Below are 16,750 nucleotides of genomic sequence, written 5' to 3'. Positions count from 1 at the left end.
AAAACTCACTCCCTCGCCTTCCCGGCCAAAAGATGTCGTAAGAAGTAAATTATTCCCTCTTCTGTTGCCTCAGGAAAAAATAAATGCCTTATCTCTTCGTGGCATGGCAACTAGGAAAAACATTTCACGAGTGCAATTCAAGCATTACAGATTTTATCTAGAGATAGTGGCAAAAGAGGAATAAGTTGCGGCTTAACTCAAAGAAATTGCGTGGGCTAAATGGAGTGTCTGTTGAAGAATGAGAACAACGAAGTAAATGTCGAGTTAGCGCCTTCGTTCGCACTAAACCCAACCCATATTATTTGAGGAAAAATCCCATGAGCACAATCACAACGCAAGATGGCACACAGATTTATTACAAAGATTGGGGTGCGGGAAAACCCGTTATCTTCAGCCACGGATGGCCCCTAAATTCTGATAGCTGGGAAGCTCAAATGCTGTTTCTAGCAGACCACGGGTTTCGGGCGATCGCTCACGATCGTCGCGGCCATGGACGCTCAAGTCAGCCCTGGAACGGCAACGAGATGAATACCTACGCCGACGACCTGGCGACGCTGATTGAAACGCTAGGCCTCACCGATGCCACACTGATTGGCTTTTCGACCGGCGGCGGCGAAGTGGCCCGCTACATTGGTCGCCACGGCACCAGCCGAGTCGCCAAAGCGGCACTGATCTCAGCGGTACCCCCGCTCATGGTGAAAACAGAGGCCAATCCCGATGGCTTGCCCATCGAGGTGTTTGATGGTCTGCGGGCGGGCTCCATCGCCGATCGCTCGCAGCTCTATCGCGACCTGGCTAGCGGCCCCTTCTTTGGATTTAATCGTCCAGGTGCCAAAGTTTCTCAGGGCATGATCGACTGGTTCTGGCTCCAGGGCATGCAGGCGGGACACAAGAACGCTTTCGACAGTATCAAGGCCTTTTCTGAAACCGATTTCACCGAAGATCTGAAAAAGTTCGACGTGCCCACACTTATCCTCCACGGTGACGATGACCAGATTGTGCCGATTGGTGCCGCTGCGATCGCTGCCGCCAATCTGGTGAAGCATTCCACCCTAAAAATTTATCCCGGCGCACCCCACGGTCTGACCGACACGCACAAAGAACAACTCAACAACGATCTTCTATCGTTCCTCAAGGGCTGATACCAGACGTTGCGGTGAGACATCTTTCTCAAAGAAATGAACCCCAGTGTAAGTATGGGCAATTATTCGCCGCAAGCATTGGGGACTGGATTCAAAAAGATTCAACTTTAGGAGTAGAACCCATGAAATTAAAGCCGATCAATCAGCAAGTAGTCGCCATCGTTGGCGCTTCTAGTGGAATTGGCAGAGAGACCGCCCTGCGGTTTGCCAAAAAAGGAGCAAAGGTTGTTGTTGCTGCTCGTAGCGAGTTTGGGTTGGCAACGTTAGTGAATCAGATTAAAGAGTTGGGCGGAGACGCGATCGCCGTCATTGCCGATGTTAGCGAATTTGAACAGGTGAAAGCGATCGCCGATCAGGCCATTGCCACTTACGGACGACTTGATACCTGGGTACATGTTTCTGGAACCAGCGTTGTTGCACCGTTTGACCAAGTCACACCGGAAGAATTTAGAAGAGTCATTGATGTCAACCTGAATGGGCAAGCCTATGGCGCGATGGTGGCTTTACCACACCTCAAACAAGGCGGCGGCGCGCTCATTCATGTTTCTTCGTTAGCGGCGAGAGTGCCGTTTCCCCTGCAAAGTCCCTATGCGGCTTCCAAGCATGGCATAGCAGGCTTTTTAGACTCTCTGCGAATTGAATTGCAGCACCAAAAACAGCCGATCAGCGTCACGAATGTGATGCCCGCCATCACGAATACCCCCATTTTCAACAAAATTCGGACAAAGATGGGCGTGGAGCCGGCTGGATTACCGCCTTACAACAAACCCAGCACCGTTGCCGATGCCATTCTATATGTGGCTGAGCATCCTACCCGTGACTTTGTTGTAGGTGATATGGGGCGAGTATTAGAGATGCTGCAACGCATTGCCCCGGCAATTGTCGATCGCTTATTTCTTCAGGTTGGCTTTACTGCTCAACTGACCGGTGAGCCAAAATCACCAGATGCACCCGACAACCTATATGCCCCACTCTCTGGTTACGACGTTGTAGAGGGCGACTTTAGCAAGTTGAGCGTACCCAGCTTTACGGATTGGCTCGATCGCAATCCACCTATCAAATGGAGCGCGATCACAGTAGTTGCGGCCAGCGGATTGATTGCCATGCTGGGGGGCATTTCGGGATAAAGACTGTGTTGTTATGGTGTCGCAACCAAGCATGGCGTGACGGTTGATTCCACGTTAGTCCATGCAGTTGCGATTGCCTAACTTAATCCAATGGCACGTTTTAAATTTCTCTTACTTTCAACTCGACGCACACAGTATTTTGGAGAGAACAATTGTGAAAAATTACAGATCGATGGGGCTTGAAGGCATACTTCAAGAAGCCTACACAGTTAAGATTGGCGAGTATATTGGCAGCGGCTGGAATATATTCAAGAAAAATCCTGTTGAGTTTGCTGGCTTTACACTTGTGTTTTTCTTGGTTAATGTTGCGATCGCCAAAGCTAGCCAGTCTGTTACTCTGGAGGGGTTCATCAGCCTCTTCATTTCTGCTCCCTTAAATGCAGGATTTTTAATCGTAGCATTTAAGCTTTTGAAAAATCGCGCTACAACGTTTGGCGATTTCTTCAGGGGGTTCAATAACTACCTGCCCCTTCTCCTGGTCAGCCTCGTTTCTAGCCTAGCAGTTGGTATTGGGTTGTTACTGCTTCTCGTTCCTGGTATTTACCTCGCAGTCGCCTATATCTTTGCACTACCTTTAGTACTCGAAAGGAAGATGAATTTCTGGGTTGGAATGGAGTTTAGCCGCAAGCTGATTTCTAAGAATTGGTTCTCTTTTCTTGGTTTTGCTTTTGTGTTGGTACTACTAAATCTAGCGGGTGTTTTGCTACTAGGTGTGGGCCTGCTCGTGACGATTCCGGTCAGTGCTTGTGCGATCGCTGCCGCCTATGCAGATATCGTGGGTTTAACACCTAGCAGTTCTGCTTTTGAAGATGGGGTTACTGCATAAGTGTCTTGGCTAAGCAAATCTGCTTAAAGAAGGCGATTGGTCAAAACATTCGCCTTCTTTATCTACACCACTCGATGGCAAGTTTCAATTTTCTTTGACTGTAACTCAATGCTGACAACAGTAGAACAAGCTATGAACGTTAACTTACACACTAATGTTTTTGATGTCATCATCATTGGTGGTGGCCCAGCCGGTTTGACTGCGGCCTTGATGCTCGGACGAGCCTGCAAGCGGGTCTTGCTCTGTGATGCTGGAAAGCCACGTAATCAAGTTGCTCATGCTGCCCATGGTTTCTTTTCTAGAGATGGAATTTCACCTACAGAACTGCTGCAAATTGGACGAGAGCAATTGAGTCTTTACGATGGTGTTGAAATTCAGGTGGGTGAAGTGGTTGATGCTCAAAAATTGGGCGATCGCTTTCAAGTGACCCTAAGCGATGGCAATCAATTTGTCGGTCGCAAACTATTGCTAGCCACGGGCATGAAAGATTCACTTCCAGCAATTGATGGATTTGCAGAACTTTGGGGTGGCAGCATTTTCCACTGTCCTTACTGCCATGGTTGGGAAGTGCGAGATCAACCTTTAGCCATTTATGGCAAAGGCGAGGTAGGACTTGAAATGACATTCATGCTGACCAGCTGCGCGATTTGGTGCTCTGTTCAGATGGTCCTGCCGAATTAACCCATGAGCAACGACAGCAGTTATCAAATTGGGGAGTTCAGCTACGCGAAGAAAAAATTGCTCGACTCGAATATCAAGATGACAAACTAACAGGGATCGTCTTTACCAACAATGAAGTGCTGCCCCGTCGTGGTATATTGCTGCGCCCTCCATCGTATCAGCACAGCCATCTAGCCACAAAGTTAGGGTGTAAATTTGGCAGCAATGACATCGTACAAGTAGATGAGAGTAAGCAAACCTCGATTCCTGGACTTTATGCAGTGGGCGATGTGTCTAGCCCTTACTCACAGATTGCCGTAGCAGTCGCGATTGGGACGCTTGCTGCTGTGGCCATCAATCACACTTTGACTGAGGAAAATCTGGTTCAGCTTAGGTGAATCAGCAATAAGGAGCTATGAGCCTAAGCAGGTAGTGCTGTAAACAATCGCTTCACTGTGAAATTGCTCCTAATGCTCTTAATGTCGTTTTTTGAGCATTCGTCAGCCCTGTTGCGCCTTGAATATTCATGCCTTCATAGAGGCGATCGCCTTTCACCGTTTTAATACAATGTCCTGTAGCGACATCCCACAGTTTTAGGGTGCGATCGAAGCTTCCACTCAATAGAATTTGACCGTCGGGGCTGAAGACAACGGATGCAATCCAACTGGTGTGTCCATCCATCACATGAAGGCATTCTCCCGTCTTCAAATTCCAGAGGCGAACGGTTTGGTCATCACTGCCGCTGGCCAGCGTTTGACCATCAGGGCTGATAGCGAGGGTAAACGCGATGCCGGTATGCCCCTGTAATATTCTTAAACAGGATCCACTTTGCACATCCCATAACCGGATGGTTTGATCAAAGCTGCCACTCGCCAGAATCGGCTCAGTTGGATGAAAGGCTAGCGTGTAAACTCCGCCCTTGTGTCCTTCTATCACCCGCAGACACTCCCCGGTTTGCGCGTCCCATAGCCGAATGGTTTGGTCATAGCTGCCACTGGCCAACATTTGGCCTTGAGGATCAAAGGCGATCATCCGCATGCTGCTTTGATGCCCCTCCAGCACGTGTAAGCATTGGTGAGTTTGTACATTCCACAGACGCACTGTGCGGTCACGGCTGCTGCTTGCCAGGGTTTGCCCAACGGGGTTAAACAGCACCGCTAATACAGGAGCATTGTGAGCAATCCAGCGATCGCCTTGTCCTGTTTGCACATCCCATACAAAAATGGAGCCATCCTGCCCGTTGGTGGCAATGGTTTGACCATCCGGGCTAAAGCTCAAATTTGAAATCAGGCTGTTTTCTCGGTAGATAGTTTTCCAGGGAGTCGAACTGAGTAGCTCGCCATCAACCTGCCACTGCCATAAGTGAATCGCTCCCGCTTGACTACTACTAGTAGCCAGCAGTTGATGCGGCAACCCAGTTCCCGCTGAGGCAGAATCATTTTGGTTTTGAGCTGCCGTAACTGTGACAGGACTAAAACTTAAGGCGTGTTCTCCATAGGTATAGCTGCTTAGCGTTTTGAGGCTTTGCCCACTTGGCATCTGCCACAACCGCACGGTTCGCTCCTGGTTGGCACTGATCAAGGTCTGACCATCGGTACTGATAGCGAGCGCCATCAGTACCGATACCGTTTGCTCGCCCAGAATATTCGTACAGTATCCGTCTTGAACATTCCAAAACCGAAGGGTACCATCATCACTGCCGCTGATTAAGGTGTCACCCTCTGGACTAAATACAATGTTCCGAACCCAGTTAGTATGCCCCCGCAGCGATAATTCAGGATTAAATGAATAAGTTTTAGAATTAGGTGGATGACTCCATAGTTGAATGCAACCATCAAGGTCGCTACTTGCTAACCGTTGACCATCCGGGCTATAGCGCACGCAGCGAACACCGGAAGCATGTCCTTGCAACACATTTAGACATTTTCCAGTCTCAACATCCCAAATCCGAATCGAGGTATCCTTACTGCCGCTGGCTAAAATTGGATGGTTTGGTGAGAAATGAACAGAATAAACGTTTTTGGTGTGCCCTTCCAAAACGTGTAAGCAGTCACCCTGTAAATTCCACACTCTCACGGTTTGATCATCACTACCACTGGCTAACCATTGATGATTAGCACTAAAACTTAAAGACCAAATTCGGCCCGTGTGCCCTGCCAAAACCCTCAAGCAATCACCACTTTGCACATTCCACAATCGTACCGTTGCATCATTGCCAGCACTCGCCAGTGTTGTGCCATCGGGACTAAAGGCAACTGCCCAAACCCCGCCTTCATGCCCTTCAAAAGTCGCAATGAGTTGATGGGATGCAATATTCCACAAATACACAAAACCATTAATATCGCCCACAGCAAAAACTTGGCTATCTGGGCTAATGTCAACCGATGTTGGTACCCCCAAAGTCTCTGAAAAAAGGGATGTTGCTAAATCAGAATTTTGAAAATTGACCCCTACCAAATTAATCTGCCGCAGGTCGGCTTGCCGCACTACAAGTTTAGAAAAATCGGAACCCTGCAAATCTACTTTGAGCTGCACCAGCAGGTTGATTAAATTGCCTGCCGCATATCCTGCTTCGTATTCTGACCGTTGTTGTGCGAGAAGTAGCCTTGCTCTGTTTTCAACTTCCGACAGGTTTCGGTATGCCGATAAAAGCCATTCCATCACAGGCTGCAAAATTAATCGCAGTTGCATTTCTCGGATATAGTCTTTCGCCTGTACCCGCATTAATGGGTGACTTTGCCATAGATCAAGCTGTCGGTTTGCAAATTCTGTACAAACCTGTTGTATCAACCGTTCCGTGACATACTCCATCACCACGGGCTGCAAGAAAAATAATCCATCTGTTTTTTCGAGTAGCGATCGCCGGAGCAGTGAATTTACTTGTTGGGGAACGGTCTGCCCAGAAGCTACACCGATAACGTTTTCACGAATCTCTGCGATCGCAACCGGTTCTCGGTGAATAGCAAACCAGTAGAGAATTTTCTGTTCCTCTATCGATAGGCGATTGAATTGGCGAGCGAGCAAATCACGGATGTCTTCAAAGACAAAAACGCCCTGCTCAAGATAGGTTAGAACCTCTGCAACACTGCCGTCGAACAAATCTTGTGTGGCAGAGGCAACCAGCTTCAGCGCCAGAGGATTGCCGCCATAATGATTGACCAGGGTTTGCCACTCGGCTTGTGAACCCGTAAACGCTCCTTTTTGCTGAAAAATGGCGCGTCCATCATCGGACGTGAGTCCACTGAGAGAAAGCGATCGCACTACGCTCTGTTCGCCCTCCAACAGGGCGATTTCGCGGGGTTTTTCACGGCTGGTCAGCAGGCAACAGCTTTGATGGGGTGTTTCTCCCAGTGTTCTTAAAAATTGCCCGTAAGCTTCATACCCCGATTGCCACTGACCCACCTGCTCACTGTGCAGAATGGTTTCAGCATTATCCAAAATCAACAGACACCGCTGCGATCGCAAGTACTGCATCAATAAGACAAGCTTCTCATCGAGCGTAGCCGGGATAATCGGATCATCTCCCTGAATCGGCATCAGAAATTTCAGTAGGCTGGTCAGGAGCCCATCAAACGAGGGTGCGTTGGCAAGCGATCGCCACACCACAATCTCAAACTCAGACCGCATCTGTAGCGCTGCTTTGACGGCAATCGTACTTTTGCCAATCCCACCGAGCCCCAGTAGCCCAACTACGCGGCAGCGTTCAGTTACTACCCACTGCCACAGTTGCGCCAATTCGGTTTCACGACCATAAAACACTGAGGCATCAACTGCACTATCCCAGTCTTGTTGCGGATCTTCTCGCTGCGACTCTAACATTTTAGAGGCTGCGGCAGGAGGCGTATAATCAGCCTTTGTGAGTTCCAGCCCAAATGCCTGAAACAGGATCTCGAGCGACTGCCGATCGACACCAAGTTCGCGATTGAGGATTCGGGATAGGGTATTGGAGGAAAGTTCTGTGCGCTCGATGAGATCTTCCTGCGTGAACCGCTTACCCCAGGTTTCCTCCGATTCTGCTTGCTGTTTGGCCACTTGAAATCGCTGCCATCCATGCGGTGACAGAATCACTCCTCTCACTCGTGTAGAGGCAACTCTACTGCGTTTGGATTTCTTGCCATTGGTATCCATAAGCAAATTGCTGGATTAAAGGGCTAAGCAAGTCTTTTTACTCTTTTATGAGGGGCTGCATTCTTTTGTACGAATTGTACGAATGGCGAACCACCAAATCAGGGCTTTTTTCCCGAAGAATACCACGCTTCACGATAAGTTGCGGCTTAACTGGAGGAACTTGCGTGGTCTCAATGGAATATCTGTTGAAGAATGATGACAACGAAATAAATAATGTCGAGTTAGCACCTCCGATCGCATTGAATTTAACCTATGACATTCATTCAAAAGGTGTAATCATGAAACTCTACTATCGCGGTGTTAGCTACGAATACGATCCCTTTAAGCTTGAAAGCCAGACCAGAAGACAGCCCTCTCAGCCAATTCGTGGCGCTGGTCACGCTTATAAGTTGGTTTACCGTGGAGTTCCCTATCGTATCGAGCCGAATGCAAAGCAGAGTGAAGGTTCTGTGCAACCAGCAACTCATAAATTGATGTATCGAGGAAATCCCTACCTTGTGAATAACGCTGTACAGAAAGAAATTAGCATAGTTACTCAGGCTACAAACGCTTCAAAACTTATCAGAGCTTTCTGATTCTTGAGTTTATTCTGCAATTCCTCATTACTAGTTACACTTGCCGACGGCTTTGCGATCGCACTGGCTAACCTTTAGAAAAGGGCTCAAAGAGGTAATTGCTTTGACTAACAAGAAAACGAACACAAAGGATACCAAGACATGAAAATGCCTGCTTTTAGAAACGGCACCCGCTTGTTTTTGACCGCTGCGCTCTTTTTAGGAACTACTCTAATCACTTCATTAGGACCTGTCATGAACACCACAAACGCACAAGACATCAAACCCACTATCGTTCTCGTTCACGGTGCATTCGCTGAGTCGTCTAGCTGGAATGGCGTCTTGACCCAACTGCACGAGAAAGGTTACTCAACGGTTGCCGTAGCCAATCCTCTACGGGGAGTGAAAAGCGACGCGGACTATGTTGCCAACGTTCTCAAAAGCATTGAGGGGCCTACAGTGTTAGTCGGCCACTCCTATGGCGGTGCAGTGATCACCAATGCGGTCAATGACAACGACAACGTGAAGGCACTCGTCTATGTTGCGGCTTTCGCTCCCGATACAGGCGAGACTGCCGTCGAACTCTCAGGACGTTATCCTGGCAGCACGCTTGGGCCAGCGCTCGCACCACCAGTTGCCACACCTGATGGCGGCAAAGATCTTTATATTCAGCAAGACAAGTTCCACGCTCAGTTTGCGGCTGATGTGCCGGACGCCGCTGCACAGCTAATGGCTAGCACCCAGCGACCGATTACAGAGGCTGCTCTTAACGAAGCCTCGAGTACACCTGCCTGGCAGTCCATCCCGTCCTGGTTCATCTATGGCGATCGCGACTTAAATATTCCCGAGGCAGCCCTCTCGTTCATGGCGGAGCGCGCCAACTCGAAGGAAACGGTGGTCGTCAGTGGCGCATCCCATGTCGTGATGGTTTCTCATCCAGATGCCGTCGCTAGCCTCATAGAGCACGCTGCAACCGCAGAGTAGAGCAAGTAATCGGTCGATGGCTAAGGTGAAAAGCCTTAACCATTGACCTGCTTCGCAGTCCACCCCAAATAGGTACCACGATGAATGTTTTAGTAATCGGAGCGGCGGGCAAGACGGGAAGGCAGGTGGTAGACCAAGCCGTTGCCGCTGGCCACAACGTGACAGCCTTTGTCCGCGATAGTGCCCGATACAACTCCCCACCCAACGTTCGCGTCCTTACTGGGGATGCAGCCGATCAAGCAGCAATATCCCACGCAACAGCCGGCCAGGACGCTGTGATCGATACCGTCGGCGGCAAAACGCCGTGGCGGAAGACAGATATCGAACAACAGGTTGCCCGCGCCGTCGTCGCAGCCGCAAAGCAGCACGGCACAAGCCGAATCATTGCAATCTCAGCTCTAGGTGTGGGAGACAGCAAGGCGCAGGCGTCACTACCGTTCAGGCTTTTGTTGCTACCCACCTTTCTGCGTGGCTCTACCGCAGATAAGACTGCCATGGAGCAGGCGATCGCCCAGGCGGGAACTCCCTATGTGCTGGTTCGCCCTGCCGTATTGAACGACCAGCCAGCCGTCGGCTCCGTGCGCGTGCTCGCAGGCGTAGAGAAGGGCCGACAGATAACCCGCGCTGATCTGGCTACGTTCGTCGTCGAGCAGTTAGCCACAGACACCTATGTGAATCGGGCCGTCACGATCGCTAACAAATAAGTAACGTGCGCATGCGCGACGATGTAGACACGTTGAGGTGTACTGCAAACAGTTTGACGGCGATCGCTCGTAGCGTAGGTAAAAGGAAGGGATGAATCAAGACCCAGACTCTAGCGTCGCTAGCGCTGACTCACAATCAGTAAAAACGACAGAAAAAAGGGGAAGTCTACGGCTTCGACGGTGGCAAGAAGATTAAGGGTTGCAAACGCCATATCGTCGTCGATTCCCAAGGATTTGTCCTCGGAGTGCTAGTGACTAAGGCCAATATGTCCAGAACGCTTAGGGGCCGTCGTGGGCTTTGATGCTATCCGTGACCGACTCTCAATGTTGGAGGTGGTCATGTAGACCAGGGCTACTCCGGAGAGAACTTTATAGTGGTATTAGCACTGTGAGATGCCCCTGAAGATGAACAACTACACCCGTAAAACGCAATTATTGTTTTATCTCTCTGGAGTTTTCTTGCTGATCTGGAGTGCGATCGCAGGGTATAACCGGCTCAGCCCCCAGCCAAACACAGGTGCTATAGCGTCTACGCCGAATGCTGTATCCTCTCCAGCAACCTCTGTTGTACCAGCTGCACCGAGCACTCCGGGTGTGCAGCAGTGGAGGTCGATCCTAAAGGGTGAATCTGCGCAAGGGCTGACCTTTAGCCAGGAAGGACAACTACTTTATCAGGAGAAATTGCTGCTCAATGAGATTCCAGTGAGCTATACGAGTGATGGCACTGTCACCTATGCTCAGCGGCTGTTCGTTTCAGAGCCATCCCCATCGGGCAGATTTAACGTCTTCAAAGCCTGCGAAGGTTTGACCGATGAAACCGGTTTGTGTTGGGCTGTGTTTCTTGTTGACCGTGAAGCTGGAAAAGTGCAGCAAATCTCTATCGCTAAGTACGGTGGACAAAATTGGGTCCAGTGGTCACCAGATGAACGTTACGCCGTGTTTGCCGAATCAATGGAAGGGGTTACCTGGTTCATCGCGTTGGATCTCCAGACCGGAGAATCTAAGATGTTTGACTACACAGTTGCCCCTGCTGATTTGAGTAGCTTTACCTGGGTAAGCGATCGCACCTTTAAGGCAAACTTTCTTTGTGATGCTGAGTGTGCAGAGCCACCGTTTCAGGGAGATATTACTAAACTATTTGCCGAATAAGCGACTCCCCCCTGCCTTGACGGCCTAGGATATAGCAGCTTTGCCATTTGGGGCCTAGTACTGACAGGGTTGCCCGTTTTGGGGTGAGACGCATGTTTGCTCATTTTTTACCGTCCTCCACGCGTGAGATCCAAGATGGGGCCGCTATCGCCCTGCTGCAATGCATTCAGCGTCGTGTTGTTCAAGTGCCGGTGAGGGAAAGTACAACGGCGATCGCAACCGCCTATGCCCATTACAGTCCTGATTCATCAACTCCTGTACCTGGCACAATCCCTATTCTGCTGCTGCACGGATTTGATAGTTCCCTGCTGGAATTTCGGCGGTTATTGCCCTTGCTGGCGCATCGTCACGAAACTTGGGCGATTGACTTGTTGGGTTCAGGATTTACCGAATACATAGCCACGCTGGCGGTCAATCCCCAGACCATCCGGCAACATCTGCTTAGCGTTGTAAAAGCCTGGATTGGGCGACCTGTCATTTTGGTGGGAGCCTCTTTGGGAGGAGCCGTAGCGATTGACTTTGCTTTGCATTATCCGAGCTGGGTGATATCGCTCGTTCTAATGGACAGCGTCGGCTTTTCTGGCAGCTTTCCCGTAGGGCAGTTTCTCCCAAGTCCACTAATCGAACTGGGCGCAAATTGGCTGTATTTTCGCAAACATGCTGCTCTGGCTGCTGCCTCAGCCTTACCGATATTGGATGTGAGCCTGCTTGACGCCTTGCGCTGCTCATTGCTGCATCAGGAGATGCCGGGCTGGAAGGATGCGATCGCATCTTTTACGCGAAGTGGGGGTTACGCGAACTTGAGCGATCGCATCACCCAAGTCACGCATCCCACCCTCATTTTGTGGGGAAAATCAGACGATGTCTTCGGAACAGCAGATGCCACCCGGTTTGAGCAAGCAATTGCGGGTAGTCAGCTGGTCTGGGTTGAGGGAGCCGGGCATGTTCCCCACTTTGATCAACCCCAGGTCGTTGCGGATCACCTGCTGTCCTTTGCCCAGCAAATTGAGAGATAGGAGAGCTAGAGGCAGCAGGAAGTCTACCAACCGACAGTACCCTGCCCCAATCCTAATCGCCTCCAATAGAGGGAGTCGTAATTCCGTAATGCCTGTGGAAACTTCCATTCAGATTGCTCCCAATCTAGCGTCAGTGCTCTTGATGCTGCTGGGGGGAGCAGCACTGCTCTTTCCCAAAACAATGGCTGCCTTTGTGGGTCTTGGTCCCATCGCTCCGGTCGGGGTTTCTGAAATTCGCTCAACCCTGGGTAGTTTCTTTCTGGGTCTGGGAGCCACTTGTTTGTGGTTGCAGTCTACAGATGCCTTTACCGTCCTAGGGGTGGCTTCTTTAGTGGCTGCGGCCGTGCGATTGATATCTAGCATCGTTGACCGCAGCGTCACCCTCAAAAATATTGGCGGTGTGGTGGCGGAAGCCTGCTTGGGGGCTCTGTTTTTGCTGAGTTGGATGTGGCAGGCTTGAGCCGGAACCAGCTCATTGGCACTATGGCAAGGAAACCCAAGTGCCATGAAAGCCATAGGGGACCCGCTGCGGCATTTGAATGCGGGCAACGGGTTCATCTGTCATCGCTTGCGTGCTGACGATGACTAACTCAGACATGTTTTGGGCTTCATCATGCACAAAGGTCATCAACCAGCCATCATCCTCGACGGTTGCGTTTGGCCGCGGTACGAAGACCCCTTCGCCACCATAGCGTCCGGTTCCAAACGAATGAGCCTGCACGCTCCTATTGTCTAGGTCAAACTTTAGTAATCCATCAAACTTCGGCATCGTGGCAGGCGCACTCTTGCCAGCGTAGCCATAATGGGACTGCCTACCCAAATACTGCTCATTGATACGAGGAAACTCGCAGGCGCGATCGTCGAGAGCCTGTTCTTGCACAGCTCCTGTCTTCAGGTTAAACCGCCACTGGTAGAGCAAAGGCACGTCATTGCCAACCTGGCGATTGTCTCCCTCGTGGGCATCAGGAGACGCCCCCAAAACGTTGGTGCTACCTGTGCGACAAGCGATTAAAACAATGTCATCCCCAGCCTCATAGGCATTTAGGGTATGGAAGACATAGCAACTGGGTGCTTCAAACCAGCGAATCGTCCCGTTATCGCCATGGCGAGGCAGAATTCCAAATCGACTGGGGCGATCGCGCTCAAAGGCAAAGGCAGATTCTCCCCGTTGGAGTCGCTCCAAGCGGAAGGTGAGGGGCAAATCCATGAAAAGGGTGTAGTGCTCTGTGATGGCAAAGTCATGCATCATCACCCCTACCGGCAGATCGATCGGGACTGTTCGCAACAGTTCTCCCTTAGCCGACACCACACTGTATTTGACGTAGGGCGGTTGGGCTAGCGAATACCCAAAGAACATCATTTCCCCGGTAACCGGATCCACTTTAGGATGGGCAGTCACGGGAGAGGCCAGCTTGCCGTTGAAGGTGTGGGCACCAATTGTCTCTAGCCCGGGCACATCAATCGCGTGTGGTTCCCCCCCTTCCCAAAGCGCCAACAGGCGATCGCGATGCCATACAAGCGCTGTATTGGCCACGTTTTTGAAGCCTGCCTGAGACGGTTGGAGCAATCCACCAAACACGGCCTGCCCTGCTTGTCGCTCCTGTTCAAATCCCTGCGTCCGAATATAGCGATTGCGGTAGCTCGCTTTGCCGTCTTGGATGTGAACGCCGTGCAGCATGCCATCCCCATCGAACCAGTGGTAAAGCCCCAAGGGTGAAAACTGAGGATTGGGACCGTTGCGAACAAACATGCCAGCCAGTTCGGCTGGTAACTCGCCAACGACAGGCAGCTGATCGACCGTTAACTCTGTCTCGACAGGGGCAAAGTTACCAGTGAGGTAGGGGTTGAGGGTGGTTGTCATAAGACCAGTCTGTTAAGTACTGCCAAAATGCGCCGAAATGTACTTTAGTACGCCAGAACTTAAAAAGCCGGAATCACTGCTTAACAGCGATTCCGGCTTTTAACTCAATCGGAGCGGCGGGATTTGAACCCACGACCCCCACTACCCCAAAGTGGTGCGCTACCAAGCTGCGCTACGCCCCGGTCTTTTAATCGTGCTTACCTAGAATAACACAGGGCGGTACACAGCCAGATGAAATCCGAGAATTTTGCAACCGGTTCTAGAAAATCCTTAAAACACCGTGAGATGGAAGATGGCCTGTAGCATTTGCTGGGTCGCCTCCACGTCCCACTCACCTTCGCATTGACGGCCTGACTTGAGAATGAACCGTATGCCGTAGGCTCCTGGAAAGCCCTCTGCTTCTATCCATAGGTGATCGGCTTCTGCTTCACAGGTAACGCGTTCATCGTCCATAAGCTCGCTGGCGATCGCCTGCATAGTTTCACTTATTTCCATCGCTAACCGCCGAAAGGCACGAAACTCGGTCTTGGTTAACTCTATGGCCCAATTAGAGCCAGCTAACAGTCCACAGTATTTGGGGGCGGTGGCGTCCCAGCCGAGCCGCCACCCATTACCTTCCTTTGTAAACCGCTCACCCATGAACGCGGCCAGCCTTGACGCTACTACTCGCCAATAATTTCAGGCTGAGTCAACTCATCAGACATCTCGATGATGGCTCGCAGCACAGGCTTCATCTTAGGGTCTTCGTAGTTTTCAAAATCTTCGAAGCGTCTCCGCTGAGCTCGATTGGCTACTTGCACCGTGATGCGGTAGCGGTTTGAAGCAGCCCGAATCAGGTCTTCGGTGCGTCGCATAACCTGTGTACTATCGAAAGGAGAGCGCTTAGCCATAACAACCTGAATAAATAACTCAAGCCCTCATCCTATCAAAAATTTTCGGTATCACCGCCTCCGGTTGAGCGTAATTGCCTAGCGTTAGGTTTTAGACAACCATGAGGATATTCAGACTTGACTTTGTAGCCGCTGCTTAATGCGAGCCGGATTGCCTTCGTCTAATACTCGCCCCGACTCCAGCAGGAAGGCGCGATCGCAGTAGTCGAGTTCCACCAGTCTGTGGGTTACCCATAGAGCCGTCAGCCCCCGCTCTTTAACCAGATTTCTTACCCGTTTCACCAAATCAATTTGGCTATCGGGATCGAGTAGGGCAGTAGGCTCATCCAGCAATAGCACCTGGCAATGTCGGGCAATGGCTCCAGCAATTGCTACCCGCTGCTTTTGCCCGCCGCTGAGCGCATAGATGGGTCGACGTTTTAGCTCCAACAGATTGATGGCAGACAGTGCATCGTCAACCCGATTGCGAATCTCTGCTAAGGGAAGGTGCTCATCCACTAGACCAAACGCCACATCAGCCCCCACAGTAGGCATCACCAACTGGTGGTCGGGGTTCTGAAAGACAAAGCCCAACGGCTTTTCAACCGACCACTCTCCCGCTTGGGGTTGCAGCAGCCCGCCAAGGATTTTTAGCAAAGTTGATTTGCCACTACCATTGTTGCCCAGCAGCATGCAAAACTCACCGGGCTGCACCGTGAGCGAGCAATCTTGCAGCACTGACAGCCCTGATGGCCACTGGAACTGCAAACGACTGACCCAAATGGCACTAGGCTCTTGAGCTGAAGCAATGTTACCAGGCACTGATTTTGACTCCTTGAGTAGCGATCGCTTATTGATCGCTACTTAGGGCGAAAAACCCTGGTGGGCGACCCGATGCCGTAGCGGTACCGCTTTTCTCAAAGATTTGGACGGCTGCAATTTCGCTACCCAAAATGCTGATGCGTTTGTGAGGCTGTTGGTCGCAGGTGATTTCGATTAGGTGACCATTGTTGTTGCGTAGGCTCTCTGTAATCGAGCCAAAAAGAGCCTGTGCCTCACTTGGTTCTTTCTTTTGCACAGAGAGGGGCATTGGCGTGTGTTTCAGCGTTAACTCGATCGTGAACATGGTTGACTACTACTCAGTAAATAGAATATTTAGAGACGTAGGCAGCTTGAACTAAGCTCGCCTATCTATATATAGAGTGTAAGGGTTCCTACTCGACAACTACAGTCTTGATCAGAGTAAGGAGATCTCGCTGCTCCCTTCCGATACTCAGGCTAAGCCACAATTAAGAGCAGCCTGAACTAGACAAGCCAAAATTTTCCCCTTGAGGGATAAGCAAAAATACTCACCAAAACCGCTGAAATTCAAAGACAATCTGGGTTCCAAGACTAGCCCTCCTAAAAATAACCCTTATAATGATACGTACGGTAAAGAATAGTAAACACTACTCATAATTGGTAGGGAGTTGACTGATCTAGTCAGTTGGCTGTCTTCGATTTAGAAGTAGCGGCATCATCTTCCGTGTATATACCTTGTTGTTAGATAGTTAGGGAGATTAGCGTATGACCATAGCAATGGGACGCGCGCAAGCCGAGCGAGGATGGTTCGACGTTCTTGACGACTGGCTAAAGCGCGATCGCTTTGTGTTTATTGGGTGGTCGGGCATCCTGCTGTTCCCCTGCGCCTTCATGGCCGTAGGCGGCTGGCTGACCGGCACCACCTTCGT

Annotated in this window: 17 protein-coding genes, 1 tRNA gene and 2 pseudogenes; 13 read left to right on the top strand and 7 right to left on the bottom strand. The window is 50.6% G+C overall.

The window, feature by feature from the left end; all coding sequences use genetic code 11:
* Positions 1 to 317 precede the first annotated feature (317 nt).
* From H6F57_RS19175 to H6F57_RS28100, 5 genes are all read left to right on the top strand, one after another.
* A complete protein-coding gene (locus tag H6F57_RS19175; RefSeq protein WP_190626621.1) occupies positions 318 to 1,142 on the top strand; it encodes an alpha/beta hydrolase in 825 nt (274 codons plus the stop codon).
* Between the two features lie 122 nt (positions 1,143 to 1,264).
* Positions 1,265 to 2,269: an SDR family oxidoreductase gene (locus H6F57_RS19170; RefSeq protein WP_190626619.1), complete on the top strand. Its 1,005-nt coding sequence runs from the start codon at positions 1,265 to 1,267 to the stop codon at positions 2,267 to 2,269.
* A 154-nt stretch (positions 2,270 to 2,423) separates the two neighbouring features.
* On the top strand, positions 2,424 to 3,095 hold the full coding sequence (locus H6F57_RS19165; RefSeq protein WP_313933586.1) for a hypothetical protein: 672 nt from the start codon (positions 2,424 to 2,426) through the stop codon (positions 3,093 to 3,095).
* 108 nt (positions 3,096 to 3,203) lie between these two features.
* Entirely contained in the window at positions 3,204 to 3,776 is a 573-nt protein-coding gene (locus H6F57_RS28105) for an NAD(P)/FAD-dependent oxidoreductase (RefSeq protein ID WP_190626618.1), read from the top strand.
* Positions 3,746 to 4,153: an FAD-dependent oxidoreductase gene (locus tag H6F57_RS28100; protein WP_313933589.1), complete on the top strand. Its 408-nt coding sequence runs from the start codon at positions 3,746 to 3,748 to the stop codon at positions 4,151 to 4,153. Before H6F57_RS28105 ends, H6F57_RS28100 begins: the two co-directional genes overlap by 31 nt.
* Positions 4,154 to 4,205: 52 nt before the next feature.
* Here the strand turns inward: H6F57_RS28100 and H6F57_RS19150 are convergent, their stop codons facing one another.
* Positions 4,206 to 7,883 (bottom strand): NB-ARC domain-containing protein, encoded by a 3,678-nt coding sequence (locus H6F57_RS19150; protein WP_190626614.1) that lies wholly within the window; start codon positions 7,881 to 7,883, stop codon positions 4,206 to 4,208.
* Positions 7,884 to 8,056: 173 nt separating this feature from the next.
* Here H6F57_RS19150 and H6F57_RS19145 point away from each other — a divergent pair, with 173 nt between their 5' ends.
* From H6F57_RS19145 to H6F57_RS19115, 7 genes and pseudogenes are all read left to right on the top strand, one after another.
* Entirely contained in the window at positions 8,057 to 8,458 is a 402-nt protein-coding gene (locus tag H6F57_RS19145; RefSeq protein ID WP_199289678.1) for a DUF4278 domain-containing protein, read from the top strand.
* Between the two features lie 141 nt (positions 8,459 to 8,599).
* Positions 8,600 to 9,421, top strand: a complete 822-nt coding sequence (locus H6F57_RS19140) for an alpha/beta hydrolase (RefSeq protein ID WP_190626612.1) — start codon at positions 8,600 to 8,602, stop codon at positions 9,419 to 9,421.
* An 80-nt stretch (positions 9,422 to 9,501) separates the two neighbouring features.
* Positions 9,502 to 10,125: an NAD(P)H-binding protein gene (locus H6F57_RS19135; protein ID WP_190626610.1), complete on the top strand. Its 624-nt coding sequence runs from the start codon at positions 9,502 to 9,504 to the stop codon at positions 10,123 to 10,125.
* Positions 10,126 to 10,246: 121 nt separating this feature from the next.
* Positions 10,247 to 10,404: pseudogene (locus H6F57_RS27670) on the top strand (transposase); the annotation flags it as partial.
* A 126-nt stretch (positions 10,405 to 10,530) separates the two neighbouring features.
* Positions 10,531 to 11,274 carry a hypothetical protein gene (locus tag H6F57_RS19125; RefSeq protein WP_190996088.1) on the top strand — a complete coding sequence of 248 codons (744 nt, stop codon included), beginning with the start codon at positions 10,531 to 10,533 and terminating at the stop codon, positions 11,272 to 11,274.
* A gap of 92 nt (positions 11,275 to 11,366) precedes the next feature.
* Positions 11,367 to 12,290 (top strand): alpha/beta hydrolase, encoded by a 924-nt coding sequence (locus H6F57_RS19120; RefSeq protein WP_190626607.1) that lies wholly within the window; start codon positions 11,367 to 11,369, stop codon positions 12,288 to 12,290.
* Positions 12,291 to 12,384: 94 nt separating this feature from the next.
* On the top strand, positions 12,385 to 12,750 hold the full coding sequence (locus H6F57_RS19115) for a DUF4345 family protein (RefSeq protein WP_190626605.1): 366 nt from the start codon (positions 12,385 to 12,387) through the stop codon (positions 12,748 to 12,750).
* Positions 12,751 to 12,771: 21 nt separating this feature from the next.
* Here H6F57_RS19115 and H6F57_RS19110 read toward each other — a convergent pair whose 3' ends face one another.
* The 6 genes from H6F57_RS19110 to H6F57_RS19085 form a co-directional block, all read right to left on the bottom strand.
* Positions 12,772 to 14,151 (bottom strand): carotenoid oxygenase family protein, encoded by a 1,380-nt coding sequence (locus H6F57_RS19110; protein ID WP_190626604.1) that lies wholly within the window; start codon positions 14,149 to 14,151, stop codon positions 12,772 to 12,774.
* Positions 14,152 to 14,259: 108 nt separating this feature from the next.
* Positions 14,260 to 14,333 (bottom strand) — tRNA-Pro (locus H6F57_RS19105).
* An 88-nt stretch (positions 14,334 to 14,421) separates the two neighbouring features.
* Positions 14,422 to 14,790 carry a DUF1818 family protein gene (locus H6F57_RS19100; RefSeq protein WP_190626602.1) on the bottom strand — a complete coding sequence of 123 codons (369 nt, stop codon included), beginning with the start codon at positions 14,788 to 14,790 and terminating at the stop codon, positions 14,422 to 14,424.
* A gap of 23 nt (positions 14,791 to 14,813) precedes the next feature.
* Positions 14,814 to 15,041: a DNA-directed RNA polymerase subunit omega gene (locus tag H6F57_RS19095; protein ID WP_073610122.1), complete on the bottom strand. Its 228-nt coding sequence runs from the start codon at positions 15,039 to 15,041 to the stop codon at positions 14,814 to 14,816.
* Between the two features lie 111 nt (positions 15,042 to 15,152).
* Positions 15,153 to 15,842, bottom strand: a complete 690-nt coding sequence (locus H6F57_RS19090) for an ATP-binding cassette domain-containing protein (protein ID WP_190626600.1) — start codon at positions 15,840 to 15,842, stop codon at positions 15,153 to 15,155.
* A 28-nt stretch (positions 15,843 to 15,870) separates the two neighbouring features.
* Positions 15,871 to 16,146, bottom strand: a complete 276-nt coding sequence (locus H6F57_RS19085) for a hypothetical protein (protein WP_190626599.1) — start codon at positions 16,144 to 16,146, stop codon at positions 15,871 to 15,873.
* Positions 16,147 to 16,586: 440 nt separating this feature from the next.
* Here H6F57_RS19085 and H6F57_RS19080 point away from each other — a divergent pair.
* Positions 16,587 to 16,750 (top strand): annotated as a pseudogene (locus H6F57_RS19080) (photosystem II D2 protein (photosystem q(a) protein)); the annotation flags it as partial.

This window comes from Leptolyngbya sp. FACHB-60 (assembly GCF_014695775.1).
GTDB lineage: Bacteria > Cyanobacteriota > Cyanobacteriia > Phormidesmidales > Phormidesmidaceae > Nodosilinea.
Note: the sequence above shows the minus strand (reverse complement) of the source record. Positions and strands in the feature narration are given on the sequence as shown.